Origin of the sequence: Paraplanobispora siamensis (assembly GCF_016863175.1) — a bacterium.
GTDB classification, from domain to species: domain Bacteria; phylum Actinomycetota; class Actinomycetes; order Streptosporangiales; family Streptosporangiaceae; genus Planobispora; species Planobispora siamensis.
The window spans coordinates 1-15,793 of record NZ_BOOJ01000056.1 but is presented as its reverse complement, the minus strand read 5'-3'; the positions used below and the strand labels follow the sequence as shown (position 1 = coordinate 15,793).

The 15,793-nt window shown below is 74.5% G+C and carries 12 protein-coding genes; 8 read left to right on the top strand and 4 right to left on the bottom strand.

Translation table 11 applies throughout. From position 1 onward, the window contains the following. Window positions 1-7 precede the first annotated feature (7 nt). A complete protein-coding gene (locus tag Psi01_RS31965) occupies window positions 8-2,587 on the bottom strand; it encodes a cation-translocating P-type ATPase (protein ID WP_204067859.1) in 2,580 nt (859 codons plus the stop codon). A 136-nt stretch (window positions 2,588-2,723) separates the two neighbouring features. Here Psi01_RS31965 and Psi01_RS31960 point away from each other — a divergent pair, with 136 nt between their 5' ends. Further along, complete coding sequence (locus Psi01_RS31960) at window positions 2,724-3,425, top strand: CBS domain-containing protein (protein ID WP_204067858.1); 702 nt, start codon at window positions 2,724-2,726, stop codon at window positions 3,423-3,425. 59 nt (window positions 3,426-3,484) lie between these two features. On the opposite strand, the gene Psi01_RS31955 is transcribed toward Psi01_RS31960, so the two are convergent. Continuing rightward, the gene (locus Psi01_RS31955; protein WP_204067857.1) at window positions 3,485-4,120 is read right to left on the bottom strand and encodes a class I SAM-dependent methyltransferase; all 636 of its coding nucleotides are present in this window, start codon (window positions 4,118-4,120) and stop codon (window positions 3,485-3,487) included. Between the two features lie 214 nt (window positions 4,121-4,334). Here Psi01_RS31955 and Psi01_RS31950 point away from each other — a divergent pair, with 214 nt between their 5' ends. The 7 genes from Psi01_RS31950 to Psi01_RS31920 all read left to right on the top strand — a co-directional run bounded on the left by Psi01_RS31950 (window position 4,335) and on the right by Psi01_RS31920 (window position 12,775). Next, the gene (locus Psi01_RS31950) at window positions 4,335-7,043 is read left to right on the top strand and encodes a bifunctional acetate--CoA ligase family protein/GNAT family N-acetyltransferase (protein ID WP_204067856.1); all 2,709 of its coding nucleotides are present in this window, start codon (window positions 4,335-4,337) and stop codon (window positions 7,041-7,043) included. 182 nt (window positions 7,044-7,225) lie between these two features. Further along, window positions 7,226-8,356, top strand: coding sequence for a 4Fe-4S dicluster domain-containing protein (locus Psi01_RS31945; protein WP_204067855.1), 1,131 nt, complete (start codon window positions 7,226-7,228; stop codon window positions 8,354-8,356). Next, the gene (locus Psi01_RS31940) at window positions 8,356-9,228 is read left to right on the top strand and encodes an FAD/NAD(P)-binding protein (RefSeq protein ID WP_239128169.1); all 873 of its coding nucleotides are present in this window, start codon (window positions 8,356-8,358) and stop codon (window positions 9,226-9,228) included. Before Psi01_RS31945 ends, Psi01_RS31940 begins: the two co-directional genes overlap by 1 nt. Further along, entirely contained in the window at window positions 9,225-10,034 is an 810-nt protein-coding gene (locus Psi01_RS31935) for an NADH-quinone oxidoreductase subunit B family protein (protein WP_239128168.1), read from the top strand. The genes Psi01_RS31940 and Psi01_RS31935 overlap by 4 nt, the downstream gene beginning before the upstream one ends. Next, the gene (locus tag Psi01_RS31930) at window positions 10,031-11,359 is read left to right on the top strand and encodes a Ni/Fe hydrogenase subunit alpha (RefSeq protein WP_204067854.1); all 1,329 of its coding nucleotides are present in this window, start codon (window positions 10,031-10,033) and stop codon (window positions 11,357-11,359) included. The genes Psi01_RS31935 and Psi01_RS31930 overlap by 4 nt, the downstream gene beginning before the upstream one ends. Next, a complete protein-coding gene (locus Psi01_RS31925) occupies window positions 11,349-11,855 on the top strand; it encodes a hydrogenase maturation protease (RefSeq protein ID WP_204067853.1) in 507 nt (168 codons plus the stop codon). Before Psi01_RS31930 ends, Psi01_RS31925 begins: the two co-directional genes overlap by 11 nt. 230 nt (window positions 11,856-12,085) lie before the next feature. Continuing rightward, window positions 12,086-12,775 (top strand): helix-turn-helix domain-containing protein, encoded by a 690-nt coding sequence (locus Psi01_RS31920; RefSeq protein WP_204067852.1) that lies wholly within the window; start codon window positions 12,086-12,088, stop codon window positions 12,773-12,775. An 83-nt stretch (window positions 12,776-12,858) separates the two neighbouring features. On the opposite strand, the gene Psi01_RS44230 is transcribed toward Psi01_RS31920, so the two are convergent. Together Psi01_RS44230 and Psi01_RS31910 are read right to left on the bottom strand one after the other, a co-directional pair. Continuing rightward, the gene (locus Psi01_RS44230; RefSeq protein WP_204067851.1) at window positions 12,859-14,595 is read right to left on the bottom strand and encodes an ABC transporter permease; all 1,737 of its coding nucleotides are present in this window, start codon (window positions 14,593-14,595) and stop codon (window positions 12,859-12,861) included. Further along, window positions 14,592-15,608: an ABC transporter ATP-binding protein gene (locus Psi01_RS31910; RefSeq protein ID WP_204067850.1), complete on the bottom strand. Its 1,017-nt coding sequence runs from the start codon at window positions 15,606-15,608 to the stop codon at window positions 14,592-14,594. Before Psi01_RS31910 ends, Psi01_RS44230 begins: the two co-directional genes overlap by 4 nt. Window positions 15,609-15,793: the final 185 nt, after the last annotated feature.

Sequence of the window (15,793 nt, the reverse complement as noted above, 5' to 3'; positions counted from 1 at the left end):
ACAGGGATCAGCCGGTCCCCTTCCGTCCGGGGCGGACCAGGCGCAGCAGGTCGCACAGCAGCGGGGTGAGCACGGCCGCTCCCAGGGCCATGGCCCAGCCCTGCGGCGGCAGCGGGACCAGCGCGAGCAGGCTCCCGAGCGCGGGCACCAGCGTGACCAGCGTCTGCAGCGCCGCCGTGGCGAGCACCGCGACGAGCACCGCCCGCCCGTGCCACCAGCCGCGTTCCAGGGTCCAGCGGCGGGCGCGGGCGACGTAGGCCAGGGTCAGGCGGGCGAAGACGAGGGTCAGGACCGCCTGGGTGCGCACCTGCTCGTCGCTCCAGCCCAGGCGGCGGGCGATCTCGACGGCGGCGAAGACCAGTGCGCCGATGAGCAGCGCCCGCAGCGCGATCTCGGTGACGGCGTCACGGGACAGCAGGCCGTTTCGGCCGGGGCGCAGGGTGAGCGGGTCGCCCGCGGGCCGGTCGACGCCCAGGGCGATGGCCGGGATGCCGTCCAGGACCAGGTTGATCCAGAGCAGGTGGACCGGGAGCAGCGGGACGACGAGGTCGGGCCAGACCAGCAGGCCGGTCAGCACCAGGAAGATCTCGGCGAGGTTCCCGGTGAGCAGGTAGCCGATCATCGAGGCGACGTTGTGGTGGAGCCGGCGGCCGTGGCGGACCCCGGTGACGATGGTGCCCAGTTCGCCGTTGGTGACGACGACGGAGGCGGCCTCGCGGGCGACGTCGGTGCCCTCGTCGCCGGCCATGGCCACCCCGACGTCGGCGTGGCGCAGCGCCGGGGCGTCGTTGACGCCGTCGCCGGTCATGGTGACGACCTCGCCGTGCTCTCGCAGCGCGCGCACCAGTTCGAGCTTGGTGGCCGGGTCGACGCGGGCCAGCACACCGGCTTCGCGCAGCCGTACGGCCCGATCCCCGCCTTCCAGGCTCGCGCCGGTGACGACGGGGTCGGGCTCGATGCCGACGTCGGCGGCCACGGCCCGGGCGGTGTCGGCGTGGTCGCCGGTGACCATCACCACGCGGATGCCCGCGCCCCGGCACTCGGCGACCGCCTGGCGGGCCGAGGGCCGGATCTCGTCGCTGAGGGCGACCAGCCCGGCCGGGAGCAGATCGACGGCGTCGAGGTCGGTCGCGCCGGGGCCCGCGGCGGTGGCCAGGGCCAGCACCCGCAGTCCGCGACGGGCCAGTTCGGGTACGGCGGCCGCCAGCCGGTCGGTCTCCGGGCCGGGCGCGCAGCGGGCCAGGACCACCTCGGGTGCCCCCTTGACGGTCAGCACCGGCCCGTCGCCGGTCGCGGTGACCACCGTCATGGAGCGGGTCTCGGCGTCGAAGGGCCGCTCGGCCAGGCGGCTCTCGCCCGGCGGGAGCCGTACACCGCGCACGGCGGCGGCGGCCTGCAGGGCCACGTCGACGGCGTCACCCAGGCCGTCGCGGGCGTCGTTGCAGCGCAGCGCGGCCCGCCACAGCCCGGCGTCCGGCCGCCCGGCGCCCTCCGCACCCTCCGGTCGGCCGGTGCCCGGCACGTCCGCGCAGCCGGTGCCCGGCACGTCCGCGTGGCCGGTGCCGGAGACGAGGCCGGAGGCGGGGACCCGGTCGACGACGGTGAGGCGTCCGGTGGTCAGGGTACCGGTCTTGTCGGTGGCGATGACGGTGGTGGCGCCGAGCGCCTCGATCGCCGAGAGCTTGCGGACGATCACGCCGAGCCTGGCCATGCGCTGCGAGCCCAGGGCCATGGCGGTGGTCACCGCCGCAGCCATGCTCTCCGGGACCGCGGCGATGGCCAGGGCCACCCCGGCCAGGATGATGTCCAGCAGCGCGGCCTGGCCCTGGCTGACCCGGGTCAGGCCGATCAGCACCATCGCGGCGCCCGCGGCCAGGGCGAGGACGCCGATGCGCCGGGACGCCTGGGCCAGGTCCCGCTCCAGGGGGCCCTTGCCGCCGCCCTCCAGCGCGCCGGCGATGCGGCCCATCTCGGTGTCCGCGCCGGTCTTGAGCACCAGCGCGGTCCCGGTGCCGCGCACCACGAGGGTGCCGGAGAACAGCTCTCCCCTGCGGTCCCCGAGGGGGGTGCCCTCCTCGGCGGGTCCGGTGGGGCGCTTGTCGGCCGACAGGGACTCCCCGGTGAGCATCGCCTCGTCGACGGCCAGGGCGCCCGAGGTCAGGACGCGGGCGTCGGCGGGGACCCGGTCCCCGGCGGCGACCTCGATCACGTCCCCGGGCACGACCTCGGCGGCCGGGACGCGCCGGACGGTCCCGTCGCGCCGTACCTTGGCCATCGGCGCGGTGAGCGTGCGCAGCGCGCGGACCGCCTGGTCCGCCTTGGTCTCCTGGCTGACCCCGATGACGACGTTGACCACCAGGATGGCGACGATGGCCGCGCCCTCGGGGACCTCGCGCAGCACCAGCAGGGTGATCAGTCCGGCGATCAGCAGCAGGACCGACAGCGGGTCGGCGAGCTGGCGGGCCGCGCGGGCGGCCAGAGACGGCGGCCGGGACTGCGGGAGCGCGTTGGGACCGTGTTCGGTCAGCAACCGCGCGGCGGTCTCCTGCGACAGTCCGTCCGGGGCCCGCACGTCGATGTCCTCCATGGCTTCAGTAGATCACCGGCGATGCGGGCGGGTCCCGGACCGAAGGACACCTCCCCGTGGGACTTACGGCCCTGCCCGTACGCCGGGAACCGCAGTGCGATGGGGAAGGCAGCCCCCAGCCCTCAAGGAGGAGATCATGCGTGTGAAGGTCAGCGAGGTCATGACCCGCGAGGTGGCGTCCGTCACCGGCGGCACGCCGTTCAAGGACGTCGCCGAGGCGCTCATCGCCCACGGCGTCAGCGCGGTCCCGGTCGTCGACGCCCACGACCGCGTCCTCGGCGTGGTCTCCGAGGCCGACCTGCTGTGCAAGGAGGAGTTCAAGGAGCAGTTCTACCGCGAGGGCTACCAGCCGCCGCTGCGCGCCAGGCTGCGTCACCGCCTCACCGAGGACAGAGGCCGGGGACGGGACAAGGCGCACGGGGAGACGGCCGCCGAGCTGATGACCGCCCCGGCCGTCACCGTCCGCGCCCAGGCCGGCGTGGTGTACGCGATGCGGCTGATGGACGAGCACGGCGTCAAGCGCCTGCCCGTCGTGGACGAGAACGACCGCCTGGTCGGCATCGTCAGCCGCCACGACATGCTCAAGGTGTTCGTCCGACCGGACGCGGCGATCGCCGCGGAGATCCGCGCCGACGTCCTGGACCACTCCCTGTGGGTGGACACCTCCAACGTGCAGGTGGCCGTGCACCAGGGCGTGGCGACGCTGAGCGGCCGGATGGAACGGCGCAGCGAGGCGGAGATCGCCGCCCGCATGGCGCTGCGGATCAACGGCGTGGTCGACGTCGTCGACGAGATCCAGTGGAACACCGACGACATCCCGACGTGGAGCGGCATGTAGGACCCTACGGTTCCCGCGCCGGAGCCGGGGCGGGAGCCGATCGGGGTGCGGCCGGCGGTTCAGCCGGCGGCGGCCGGCTTGCGGGCGGCCAGGCGCTCCACGATGCCCATCTTGAAGCGGTCGCGGCGCTCGACCGACAGGCCGTGCTCGGCGAGGTGGTCGAGCGGGCGGCGCAGATAGTGCTCACCGGCCAGCGGTACGGTCACCGCCTCCAGCAGACGCTGCAGCGCGCGCACCGTCCGGCTCGATCCGGCCACGTGGTCGGCGAGCAGCAGGACCCCGCCGGGACGCAGTACCCGCACCATCTCCGCGAGCGCCCGCCGGTGGTCGCTGATCGCGCACAGGGAGAAGGTGCACACGACCGTGTCGAAGGCCGCGTCGGGGAAGTCGAGCGCCCGCGCGTCCCCCTGGCGCAGGTCGGCCTTCAGCCCGAGCTCGGCGGCCCGCCGCCGGGCCCGGTCGAGCATGGCGGGGCTCCAGTCCAGGCCGGTCAGCCGCACACCTTCGGGATACAGGGGAAGGTTCATGCCGGTGCCCACGGCCACTTCGAGCGTGTCGCCCAGAGCCTGCCCGCAGACCCACGCGCGGGTGTCGCCGAACAGCCGCCGGTCCCATCCGCGCATCTGTTTCTCGTAGGAGGCCGAGACCCTGTCCCAGTAACGGCGCAGACGCTCGTCGCGCGCTGTGGTGTCCATCAGGCTCCCCATCCCGTCCAGGCGAGGGTGATCTCCCGGCGATTCTCGTCTCCCGGGCCGTCTTTGTCGCGTCCCGGGCCCACGCCTTTACACTGTAGATCCAAATTTGGATCAGCGGACCAAAGTCCCGACCGCGGTGACCGCACGACCCTGCCGGGCTCAGGTGCGCCTCGGCCAGCATGGCGGCAGAGCCTACCGACGGAAGCGGTGCGCCATGGCTGCCACGACCGACTCCTCCCCCGTCCCCGAGCCCTCCGCCAACGAGCACGGCGAGTACGACGTCCTGCTCCGCGACGGCGGCATCGCCCACGTGCGCCCGCTGCGCCCCGGCGACCGGGCCGCGCTGCACGGGCTGGCGGACCGGATCTCGGAGCGCTCGGCCTACCTGAGGTTCTTCACCGGCGGCGCGGGCATCGCCCACCGGTACATGGACCAGATCACCGGTCCCGGCCGTCAGGGCCACGCCCTGGTGGCGCTGGTGCGCGGGCGGGTGGCGGGGATCGCCGAGTACTTCCCGGACGGCGAGGGCAGGCGGGCCGAGCTGGCGGTCCTGCTCGACGACACCGCGCAGAGCCACGGCCTGGGCACGCTGCTGCTGGAGCACCTGGCGCTGGACGCCGCCGAGCACGGGATACACGAGCTGACCGGTGACGTGCTCCCGGACAACATGGCCATGATCCACGTGCTGCGCGACATCGGCATGGACGTGGAGCTGCGCTTCGACAGCGGCGTCGTACGGCTGAGCCTGCCGCTGTCGCCGCCCGCGCCCGGCCTGCAGGCGAGCATCGACGCCCGCGACCACGAAGCCGGGCGCGCCTCGCTGACCCGGCTGCTCTCACCCCGTTCCGTGGCGGTGATCGGCGCGAGCCGCGACCGCGGCGCGATCGGCCACCGGGTGCTGCGCAACCTGGTCGACGGAGGCTTCCCCGGGCCGATCCACCCGGTCAACCCGAGGGCCCGGCGGGTGGCCGGCCTGCCCTGCCATCCCGGAATACGCGACGTGCCCGGACCGGTGGACCTGGCCGTGGTGGCCGTCCCGGCCCGGCACGTCCTGGACGTCGCCCGGGAGTGCGCCGAGGCGGGCGTCGCCGGGCTGGTCGTCCTCACCGCGGGATTCGCCGAGAGCGGGGACCCGGACGCCGAGAAGGAGCTGCTGCGCATCTGCCGCCGGGCGGGGATGCGGCTGGTCGGGCCCAACTGTCTCGGCATCGCCAGCACCGCGGCCGGTCTCAACGCCACCTTCCTGGGGCGGGCGCCCGTCCCCGGCCGGGTCGGCCTGATGTCGCAGTCCGGCGCGGTGGCGGCCGGCGTCGTCGACCGCCTCGGCGCCCTCGGCCTGGGCCTGTCCTCGTTCGTCTCGGCCGGCAACAAGGCCGACGTCAGCGGCAACGACCTGCTGGAGTACTGGGAGGACGACGAGGCCACCGACGTCATCGCGCTGTATCTGGAGTCGTTCGGCAACCCCCGCAAGTTCGCCAGGATCGCCCGCCGGGTCGGCGCCCGCAAGCCGATCCTGCTGGTCAAGAGCGGCCGGTCGGCCTCGGGCGACCGCGCCGTGCGCTCGCACACCGCCGCCGCCGCGACCCCGGACATCGCCGTGGAGGCCCTGGTCCGCGCCTCCGGCGTGATCCGCGTGGACGGCGTCTCCGAGCTGCTCGACACCGCGCTGCTGCTGGCCACCCAGCCCCTGCCGGGCGGCCCTCGCGTGGCCATCGTCGGCAACTCCGGCGGGCCCGAGGCGATGGCCGCCGACGCCTGCGAGCGGCAGGGGCTGACCGTCCCCCCGCTCTGCGAGCCGGTCAGGACCCGGCTCGCAGAGCGGGCGAGCACCTCGGCGGCGCTGGGCAACCCCGTCGACCTGACCGCGGCCGCCGGCGCCCGCGAGTTCGGCGCCGTGATCAAGACGGTTCTCGGCGACCCCGGCATCGACGCCGTCCTGGTGGTCTACACCCCGCCGTTCGGCTCCGGCCTGGACCGGACCAGGAAGGCGATCGCCGACGCCGCGCGGCACGCGGACAAGACGGTGCTGGCCTGCGTGGTCGGGCACGACGGGCTCATCGGCGAGCGGGTCCCCGGCTACGCCTTCCCCGAGCAGGCGGTGGCGGCCCTGGCCCGCGCCGTGCGTTACGCCCGCTGGCGGGACCGCCCGGCCGAGGAGGACGCCCTCGCCGACCGGCCGGACGATCGGGAGACGGCCCGCGCGGCGCGGGAGTTCGTCCGCGCGCAGCTGGAACGCCACCCCGAGGGCTGCTGGCCGGCCCCGGAGGAGACGGCCGGGCTGCTGCGCCTCTACGGCCTGAACGTGATCGAGTCCGTCGAGGTGGACGGCCCGGACGAGGCCGCCGCGGCCGCCGCGCGCATCGCCGGTCCCGTCGCGCTCAAGGCGACCGGGCCGGAGCTGGTCCACAAGAGCGACGTCGGCGGCGTCCGCCTCGGCCTGGGCACTCCCGACGAGGTACGGCGGGCCTACCGGGAGATGGCCCTGGCCGTCGGCCCGGCGATGACCGGCGCGGTCGTGCAGCCGATGCTGGACGGCGGCGTGGAGACCATCGTCGGCGGCGTGAACTACCCGGCCTTCGGGCCGCTGGTCATGGTCGGCATGGGCGGCGTGGCCGCCGACCTGCTCGCCGACCGCGCCTTCCGGGTGCCGCCGATCACCCCGGCCGCCGCCACCGAGATGATCGGGGAGCTGCGCTGCTCGCCTCTGCTGTACGGCTATCGCGGCCGGCCGCCGGTGGACGCCGGCGCCCTCGCCGGGCAGATCGCCGCCGTGGGACGGCTCCTGGAGGACCTGCCCGACGTCGCGGAGCTCGATCTCAACCCGGTGATCGTCACCGCGGACGGCGCGGTCGCGGTGGACGTCAAGGTCCGCCTCGCCCCGGGCACGCCCCCGCCCTCCCCGCTGCGGCGCAGCCTGCGTTAGCGACGGGGCACGGGCGACCGGCCGCCCGCGTGAGGACTTCCGGCCCTGGGCGCGGGCTCCGCACGGCGGTGGGATGGAGGCGGACGGAACCCGGACCCGAGGTCGAGGAGGAACGGCCATGCGAGCGAAGGCACGTGTCATCGCGACCCCCGAGGTCGTGCCGATCCCGGGCGGAGCCTGAGATGGACCGGGTGGTCCTGGACTCGCTGGAGCCGCTGATCGCCGTCCTCACCGGCATGGGGTACACCGTGGCCGGGCCGACCGTCCGCGACGGCGTCATCCGCTTCGCGGAGATCTCCTCGGCCGCGGACCTGCCCGCGGGCTGGACGGACGAGCAGAACGCCGGCCGCTACCGGCTGCGCCGGGCCGCCGGCCCTGAGGCCACCGGGTCACAGGACCGCCTCGAGACCGGGGACGCCTCCGCCGGGGACGGTGAGCAGGTTTTCGGCTACGCCGCGAGCCCCGACTCGGCCAAGCGCTACACCCATCCGCCGCGCACCACGCTGTTCCGCCTGCGTGACGGCGTGCCGGAGGAGGCCGGGCGGGAGGCCCCGCCGATCGCCCTGCTGGGCGTGCGGCCGTGCGACCTGGCGGCGCTGGCCGTACAGGACCGGGTCTTCCTCGGCGGGCGGTACCCGGACCCCGCCTACCGGGCCCGGCGCGAGGCGCTCCTGCTGATCGCGGTCGACTGCGCGACGCCGGGCGGCACCTGCTTCTGCGCCTCGATGGGAACGGGACCGACGGCCGTCTCCGGCTTCGACGTGGCGCTGACCGAGCTTACCGGCCCGCACCGGTTCGTCGCCGCGGCCGGCAGCCCGCGCGGCGCGGGGCTGCTGGCCGCGCTCCCGACCCGGCCCGCCACCGCCGCCGACCTGGAGGCCGCCGAGGAGGTCGGCCGTACGGCGCGGACCCGCATGGGACGCCGGGTCGAGCTGGACGGCCTGAAGGAGCGCGTGGCCGAGGCGCACGACTCCCCGATCTGGAACGAGACCGCCTCCCGCTGCCTGAGCTGCGCCAACTGCACGATGGTCTGCCCGACCTGCTTCTGCACCACGGTCGAGGACGGCGCCGACCTGGCCGACGGCACCGCCGCGCGGGCCGAGCGCTGGGACTCCTGCTTCACGCTCGGCTTCAGCGAGCTGGGCGGCGCCCCGGTCCGCGGCTCGGGCGCGGCCCGCTACCGGCAGTGGCTGACACACAAGTTCTCCACCTGGGTGGACCAGTTCGGCGGCTACGGCTGCGTCGGCTGCGGCCGGTGCATCACCTGGTGCCCGACCGGCATCGACATCACCGAGGAGCTGGAGCGCCTGTGATGACCCCGACCGGAACCTCCGCACCGCGGACCGCCCCGCCCGGGGTGGAACAGCCGGGCGCGCACCCGATGCTGCCCGCGCCCTACCGGGTGCGCTCGCGCCGGCCCGACCGGGCCGACACCGTGACCCTGGCCCTGGAGCCGGTGCGGGGTGAGTGCCCGCCGTTCCTGCCGGGCCAGTTCACCATGCTCTACGCCCCGGCCGTCGGCGAGATCCCGATCTCCATCAGCGGGCACGCCCGCGGCGGCGGTTACGTCCAGACCGTCAGGGCCGTCGGCGCGGTCAGCCGGGCGCTGTGCCGTACCGGAGCCGGGCAGATCATCGGCGTGCGCGGGCCGTACGGCACCGCCTTCGACCTGCGGGCCGCCGCCGGCCTCGACGTGGTGGTCGCGGCCGGCGGGCTCGGGCTGGCGCCGCTGCGCCCGGTCATCCGCGAGCTGGCCGCGCACGGCTCCCGCTACGGCCGGATCAGCCTGATCGTCGGCACCCGCACCCCCGCCACCCTGCTCTACCCCCGCGAGCTGGCCCGCTGGAGCCGCGACTTCGACGTCCTGATCACCGTGGACCACCCCGACCGGGCCTGGAAGGGGCCGGTCGGCCTGATCACCGGACTGGTCGACCGGATCGTCTTCGACCCCCGCCGCACCTGCGCCTTCGTCTGCGGCCCCGAGGTCATGATGCGTGCCACCGCCGCCGAACTGGTCCGCCGCGGCGTCCCGGCCGGACGGGTGGCGCTGTCGCTGGAGCGGAACATGAAGTGCGGCGTCGGCCGCTGCGGCCACTGCCAGCTCGGCCCGCTGTTCACCTGCCTGGACGGCCCGGTCCTGACCTACGACCGCGTCGCCGCGCTGCTGGAGGTGAGGGAGTTGTGAACGCGCCCCGTACGAACGGATCCCGGCCGACGGGCGGGCGGGTGCCGCGGCTCGCGGTGTGGAAGTTCGCCTCCTGCGACGGCTGCCAGCTCACCCTGCTCGACTGCGAGGACGAGCTGCTGACGGTGGCCGGGCGGGTGGAGGTCGCCCACTTCCTGGAGGCGTCCAGCATCCGGGGGGCGGGGCCGTACGACCTGTCGCTGGTCGAGGGGTCGATCACCACGCCGGACGACCTGGAGCGGATCAGGCACGTCCGGCGGGTCTCCCGGAACCTGGTCACCATCGGCGCCTGCGCCACCGCCGGCGGGATCCAGGCGCTGCGCGACTTCGCCGACGTGCGCGAGTTCGCCTCCGTCGTCTACGCCCGCCCCGGCTACGTGGCGGCCCTGGAACGCTCGACGCCGATCTCGGCGCACGTACCGGTCGACTTCGAGCTGCGCGGCTGCCCGATCGACCGGCGGCAGCTGCTGGAGGTGATCGGCGCCTTCCTCGCCGGGCGGCGCCCGGACGTGCCCGCGCACAGCGTCTGCGTGGAGTGCAAGCTGCGCGGCGCCGCCTGCGTGGTGGTCGCCCACGGCACACCGTGCCTGGGGCCGGTCACCCAGGCGGGGTGCGGCGCGCTGTGCCCGGCGTTCGGCCGCGGCTGCTACGGCTGCTTCGGACCGGCGGAGTCCCCCAACGCGGCGGCGCTCAACGCCCGGCTGCGCGAGCTCGGCATGAGCACCCCGGAACTGGTGCGCGTCTACCGCACCTTCAACGCCGCCTCCGAGCCCTTCCGCCGCGCGGCCGAGGAGGCGGGCGCATGACGCACAAGACGATCAAGGTCGGCGGCCTGTCCCGCGTCGAGGGTGAGGGCTCGCTGCTCATCCGCGTCCACGACGGCCGCATCGCCGACCTCCAGCTGCGGATCTACGAGCCGCCGCGGTTCTTCGAGGCCCTGCTGCGCGGCCGTTCCTTCACCGAGCCCCCGGACATCACCGCGCGCATCTGCGGCATCTGCCCGGTCGCCTACCAGATGAGCGCCTGTCAGGCTCTGGAGTCGATCGGCGGCGCCCGCGTGGACGGGCCGCTGCGCGATCTGCGGCTGCTGCTCTACTACGGCGAGTGGATCGAGTCCCACGCTCTGCACATCTATCTGCTGCATGCCCCCGACTTCCTCGGCTACGACAGCGGGATCGCCATGGCCGCCGACCGCCGGGACCTGGTCGAGCGCGGGCTGGCACTGAAGAAGGCGGGCAACGAGCTGGTCGCGGCCATCGGCGGACGGGCGATCCATCCGGTCAACGTGCGGGTCGGCGGCTTCTACCGGGCCCCTTCCCGGCGGGAGCTGGCCCCGGTCGCCGAGCGGCTCGAGCACGCCAGGGACGCGGCGCTGGCCACGGCCGCCTGGGTCGCCGGGTTCGACTTCCCCGACGTCGAGCACGACTACCGGTTCCTGGCGCTCACCCACCCCGGCGAGTACGCCATCCTGTCCGGCGACGTCGCCGTGCGCGACGGCGCGGGCGTTCCGACGGGCTTCCCGGTCGATGAGTGGCCCGCGCACGTCGTGGAGGAGCAGGTCCCGCACTCCACCGCGCTGCACGCCCGTCTCGACGGCTCCCCCGGGTATCTGACCGGCCCGCTGGCCCGCTACGCCCTCAACTCCGCGCGGCTGTCGCCCCTGGCCAGGCAGGCGGCGGCGGAGGCGGGGCTCGGCCCGGTGTGCCGCAACCCCTTCCGCAGCATCGTCGTACGCGCCGTGGAGATCGTGCACGCCTGCGACGAGGCGCTGCGCCTCATCGCGCGCTACACCGAGCCCGAGGCGCCCGCCGTGCCGGCCGAGCCCCGCGCCGGCACCGGGCACGGCGCCTCCGAGGCTCCCCGCGGCACCCTCTACCACCGCTATCGGACCGGTCCCGGCGGGTCGATCGCCGAGGCCGTCATCGTGCCGCCGACCGCGCAGAACCAGGCCCGCATCGAGGCGGACCTGCGCGCCCTGGCCGAGCCCCGTCTCGACCTGCCCGCCGCCGAGCTGGCGGCCCTGTGCGAGCGGGCCGTCCGCAACCACGACCCGTGCATCTCCTGCGCGGCCCACTTCCTCGACCTGCGCATCGACCGGACGGACGCACCGGGCGGACGCGATGGCGGGTAGGACGGTCGTCATCGGGATCGGCAACGACTGCCGGGGGGACGACGCCGCCGGGCTGGAGGCCGTACGCCTGCTGGCCGCGGCCGTGCCCGCGCACGTCACCGTGGCCCTCAGCCGCGGGGACCCCGCCGGGCTCGTCGAGACCTGGACCGGCGCCGGGCTCGCCGTCGTCGTCGACGCCGCCGCCTCCGGCGCCCCGCCCGGGACGGTCCACCGCTATCGGGAGACGCCCGCGGAACCGGGCCCCGGCCTCCCGGCGCGATCTCCGCCGACCGGCACCCACTCCGCGGGCCTGGCCGAGGCCGTCGGACTGGGCCGCGTCCTCGGCCGCCTACCCCGCGAACTCGTCGTCTACGGCATCGAGGGCGCCGACTTCGCCGTCGGCGCGGCGATGACCCCGGTCGTGGCACGGGCCACCCAGCGGGTCGCCGCGCTGGTGGCCGGCAGGATCACCTCCCGCAGCCCGCTGTCACTGGATGATCCGCTGCCACCGGTATGACGCCGGACCGGCTCCCGTACGACGCCGGACAGACTCCCGTACGACGCCGGACAGACTCCCGCGCGGCACCGGCCCGGTTTCCGCGCGGCGGCTCTCCGTGACCCGTCGGGGCGCTCCACGGGCCCTCATGGGTCTTTCGCCTCTGGGGCGTTCCGGGGTCGCGGGCGTAGCGTCGAAGGACGGAGCCACGACACGACCCCCGCCCCCGCTCTTTTCCGTGAGGAGATCCCATGTCCGAGCGTCATGCCCTCCCCGGCGATCTGGGACGCCGCATCGCCTGGCGCCGCCGGTCCCTCGGCCTGAGCCGGGAACAGCTCGCCGGCCGCGCCGGGATCGATCCCGGCTATCTCGGCTACCTGGAGGAGCAGCCGGCCTCGCCCAGCGCGGAGACCGTGCACCGCCTGGCCGCCGGGCTCGACACCAGCGCGGCGGAACTGCTCGGCGGCGAGGTGGACCTGCCGCCGGGGCGCGGGCGCGCCGGGACGCGGCCGGTGCTGGAAGAGCTCGACATCAAGGAGTGCCTGCGGCTGATCTCGCCGGGCGGCGTCGGCCGGGTGGGGTTCGGCAGTCCCGTGGGCCCGGTGATCGTGCCGGTCAACTACGTCTTCCACGAGGGCGCGGTGGTCTTCCGCACCGCCTTCGGCGGCCCGCTGGACGAGGATCTGCGCACCCACGTGAAGGGAGCCGAAATCAAGATCGCCTTCGAGGTCGACCACGTCGACGAGGTCAACCGGGAAGGCTGGAGCGTGCTCATCCTGGGCGGCGCCCACCATGTCCCCCCGGAGGAGGAGGCGGCCGTCGCCGCCTCCGGGGTCGAGCCGTGGGCCGGAGGCGACCGCAACCTCTACGTCCGCATCGTCCCCGTGGAGATCACCGGCCGCCGCATCCGCCAGGAGCCTGGCGCGCACGCCGTACCGTGACGACCGGACCGCGGCAAGCACCCGTTCCACCGTGACGGCCGGGCCGCGGAAGCCCGCCGTGACGACCGGGCCCGGATGAGCGCCTATCTCACCGCCGCCTCCGCCGGCCGCCGGTTCCGCCTCCCCAGGCGGACCGGCGCGGCGGCGACGGCGACGGCCAGCGCCCCGGCCAGCGTCCAGGCGGCGATGACCGCCAGGTCCGTCCACGGCCAGGGGCGGCCCGCCGGGTCGAGCGCGGCCAGCAGCGCGTGCGAGACGTGCTTGAGCGGGAAAAGGTCTCCGGCCGTCTCCAGTACGGCGGGCAGCGGCCCGCCGATGACGAACACGTCCGAGACGAAGGCCATCGGCAGGAAGGTGCCCAGCGTGATCGCGTTCGCGGTCGAGGAGCGGGGCACCAACGTCGCCACCAGCGCTCCCAGAACGGCGAAGCACACCACCCCGAGCACCACCGTCACCAGCATCACGGGGACCGCCCCGAGCCCGATCCGGGCGTCGTAGCCGAGCACCGCCACCAGCGTCAGCACGATCGCGGTGGCCAGCGTGACCCACAGCGCGCAGGCGATCCAGCCGGTGTAGTACGCCCAGCGCGGCAGCGGCGTGCCGGACAGCCGCTTGAGCACGCCCCGCTCCCTGTCGACGGTGACGGCCTCGGCGAAGTTGACGTAGGCCGAGACCCCGACCGTGTAGGCGGTCATCGCGGCCAGCATGAACAGCGGCAGCGGGAGCCCCTCCACCTGCGTCCCGCCGAAGACCAGCGAAATGATCACCAGGAGCAGGACCGGCAGCACCACCGTGAAGAACGCCGTGGACGGGTCCCGGCGGAGCCGGAGCGCGGCGTGCGCGGTCTGGCCGACCAGCAGCCGCCACGGTGAGGGACGGCTCTCGGGGCCGTGGGAGCGTCCGGACACCGCCGGGGGCGTACGCGCCGCGGGCCCCGCTCCCGCCCCGACCGCCGTACGCGGCACCGGCCCCGCCCCGCCCGTCGTACCCGCCGTGGAGACCACCGGCTCCGGCGCCGTTCCCGCCGCTGCGACCCCGGACTGCGGTCGCTCCCACCGGAAGCGCCACACCGCCACGGCCGCGGCCCCGGCGGCCCAGACCGCCAGCACGGCCAGGTGGTCGCCGTGGAATCCCGGTCCGCTGAGGAAGGGATTGAAATCATCGCGTACGGCCTCGCCGAAGTGGCGCAGAGGGAAGATCCATCCGATGGTCTCCAGCCAGACGGGCATCCGGGCACCCGGCAGGAGGATGCCGGAGATGAACGCCAGCACCAGCAGCAGCCCGGTGCCGATCAGCTGCACCGCCCCCGCGCTGCGCACCAGCGCGACGATCGCGAAGCCGAGCGCGGTGAAGCAGGCCACGCCGACAAGCAGGGTGAGCAGCAGCGCCGGAAACGTGCGCCACACCATCTGCACGTCGTAGAAGACCACTCCGGCGCCGAGCAGCGTGACGGTCGTCATCAGCGCGATCACCAGCGACGTCACGGCCAGCGCGGTCATCACCACCCATGCGGGCACCGGGGTGCCGCGCAGGCGCCTGAGCCAGCCGCGGTCGCGCAGGTCGATCAGGTGCATCCCCAGGGCGCCGAAACACCCCTGGGCGACGCCGAACACGGTCATGACCGGGATGACGAACTGCATCACGCGCACGCCGGTGGCCGGATCGACGGTGTCGTTCCCCACCGCGGCGCCGACGATCACCATCATCATCAGCGGCATCGCGATGGTGAAGATCGTCGCGACCGGGGTGCGCAGGAAGGAGATCGTCTCGTGCCGCGCCAGGCGGGCCACCAGCCGGACGTCCGCGACTCGCGCGTTCATGACCGCCTCCCGGGTGCGAACTCCTCACCGGCGGCCGGCTCGGGCGAGGATTCCGATTCCCCGTCACCGATGACCGATCCGGATGAGGCCCCCGGCTCCCCGTCACCGGCGGCCGGTCCGGGTTGCTCGATCAGGTCCAGGTAGACGTCCTCCAGACTCGGCTGCGACAGCGTCAGCGAGGTCAGCTCCACTCCCCGCTCCAGCGCCCAGCCGGTCAGGGCGTGCATGTCGCGGGCGGCCTGCCCGGTGTGTACGGCCACCGCCTCGCCGTACACCTCGACCTCACCGGTGAGCGGCGGCAGGTCGGCCGGGACAGCTCCCTCGGGCAGCCGGAAGGACAGCACGCTGCCCCGCCCGGCGCCGCCGAGCGTGTCCGGCGCCCCGATGGCCACCAGCCGTCCCCCGCGCAGCACCGCGACCCGGTCGGCCAGGTTCTGGGCCTCGTCCATGTAGTGGGTGGTCAGCAGGATCGTGGTGCCCAGCGCGCGCAGGCCGTCGATCAGCTCCCAGGCGCGGTGGCGCGCCGAGGGGTCGAAGCCGGTCGTCGGCTCGTCCAGGAACAACAGCTCGGGCCGGCCCACCAGGCCCAGCGCCAGGTCCAGGCGGCGTTTCTGGCCGCCGGACAGGGTGCGGACCCGGGCGTTCCGTTTGTCGGCCAGGCCGACCTGGTCGATCACCTCACCGGGGTCACGGGGGTGCGGGTAGAAGCCCGCGTACAACCGCACCAGCTCGGTGACGGTGAACTCCTCCTCGAACCCGGCCTCCTGCAGCACGATCCCGATGCGCTCGCGGTAGGCGCGCCCTCCGGTGGCCGGGTCGAGACCCAGCACCGACACCGTGCCGCCGTCGCGGTCCCGGTGTCCCTCCAGGATCTCCACCGTCGTGGTCTTGCCCGCGCCGTTCGGCCCGAGCAGGGCGAACACCTCGCCTTCCGCGACGGTGAAGCTCACTCCGTCCACCGCACGCACATCACCGTAATGTTTGCGCAGACCCTCGACGATCACCGCGGACATGTCGGCTCCTCCCCTCGGGCTCTCCACGATCCGCCGCCGGGCCGGGACCGGGCAGAGCCGTAGGACGTGCGCCCCAGGGACCTTCGACCCGAAAAATCGCGGAACCCGCTGTAACAAAGTCCGCGGGCGGCCACTCTTATCTGATGAACCACCCGAAAGGAACGGAAAAATGAGCGAGTTCGAGG

Excerpts from the sequence above, each read along its gene's own strand:
- Psi01_RS31965 (WP_204067859.1), bottom strand. The coding sequence starts at position 2,587 with ATGGAGGACATCGACGTGCGGGCCCCGGACGGACTGTCGCAGGAGACC.
- Psi01_RS31960 (WP_204067858.1), top strand. The coding sequence starts at position 2,724 with ATGCGTGTGAAGGTCAGCGAGGTCATGACCCGCGAGGTGGCGTCCGTC.
- Psi01_RS31955 (WP_204067857.1), bottom strand. The coding sequence starts at position 4,120 with ATGGACACCACAGCGCGCGACGAGCGTCTGCGCCGTTACTGGGACAGG.
- Psi01_RS31950 (WP_204067856.1), top strand. The coding sequence starts at position 4,335 with ATGGCTGCCACGACCGACTCCTCCCCCGTCCCCGAGCCCTCCGCCAAC.
- Psi01_RS31945 (WP_204067855.1), top strand. The coding sequence starts at position 7,226 with ATGGACCGGGTGGTCCTGGACTCGCTGGAGCCGCTGATCGCCGTCCTC.
- Psi01_RS31940 (WP_239128169.1), top strand. The coding sequence starts at position 8,356 with ATGACCCCGACCGGAACCTCCGCACCGCGGACCGCCCCGCCCGGGGTG.
- Psi01_RS31930 (WP_204067854.1), top strand. The coding sequence starts at position 10,031 with ATGACGCACAAGACGATCAAGGTCGGCGGCCTGTCCCGCGTCGAGGGT.
- Psi01_RS31925 (WP_204067853.1), top strand. The coding sequence starts at position 11,349 with ATGGCGGGTAGGACGGTCGTCATCGGGATCGGCAACGACTGCCGGGGG.
- Psi01_RS31920 (WP_204067852.1), top strand. The coding sequence starts at position 12,086 with ATGTCCGAGCGTCATGCCCTCCCCGGCGATCTGGGACGCCGCATCGCC.
- Psi01_RS44230 (WP_204067851.1), bottom strand. The coding sequence starts at position 14,595 with ATGAACGCGCGAGTCGCGGACGTCCGGCTGGTGGCCCGCCTGGCGCGG.
- Psi01_RS31910 (WP_204067850.1), bottom strand. The coding sequence starts at position 15,608 with ATGTCCGCGGTGATCGTCGAGGGTCTGCGCAAACATTACGGTGATGTG.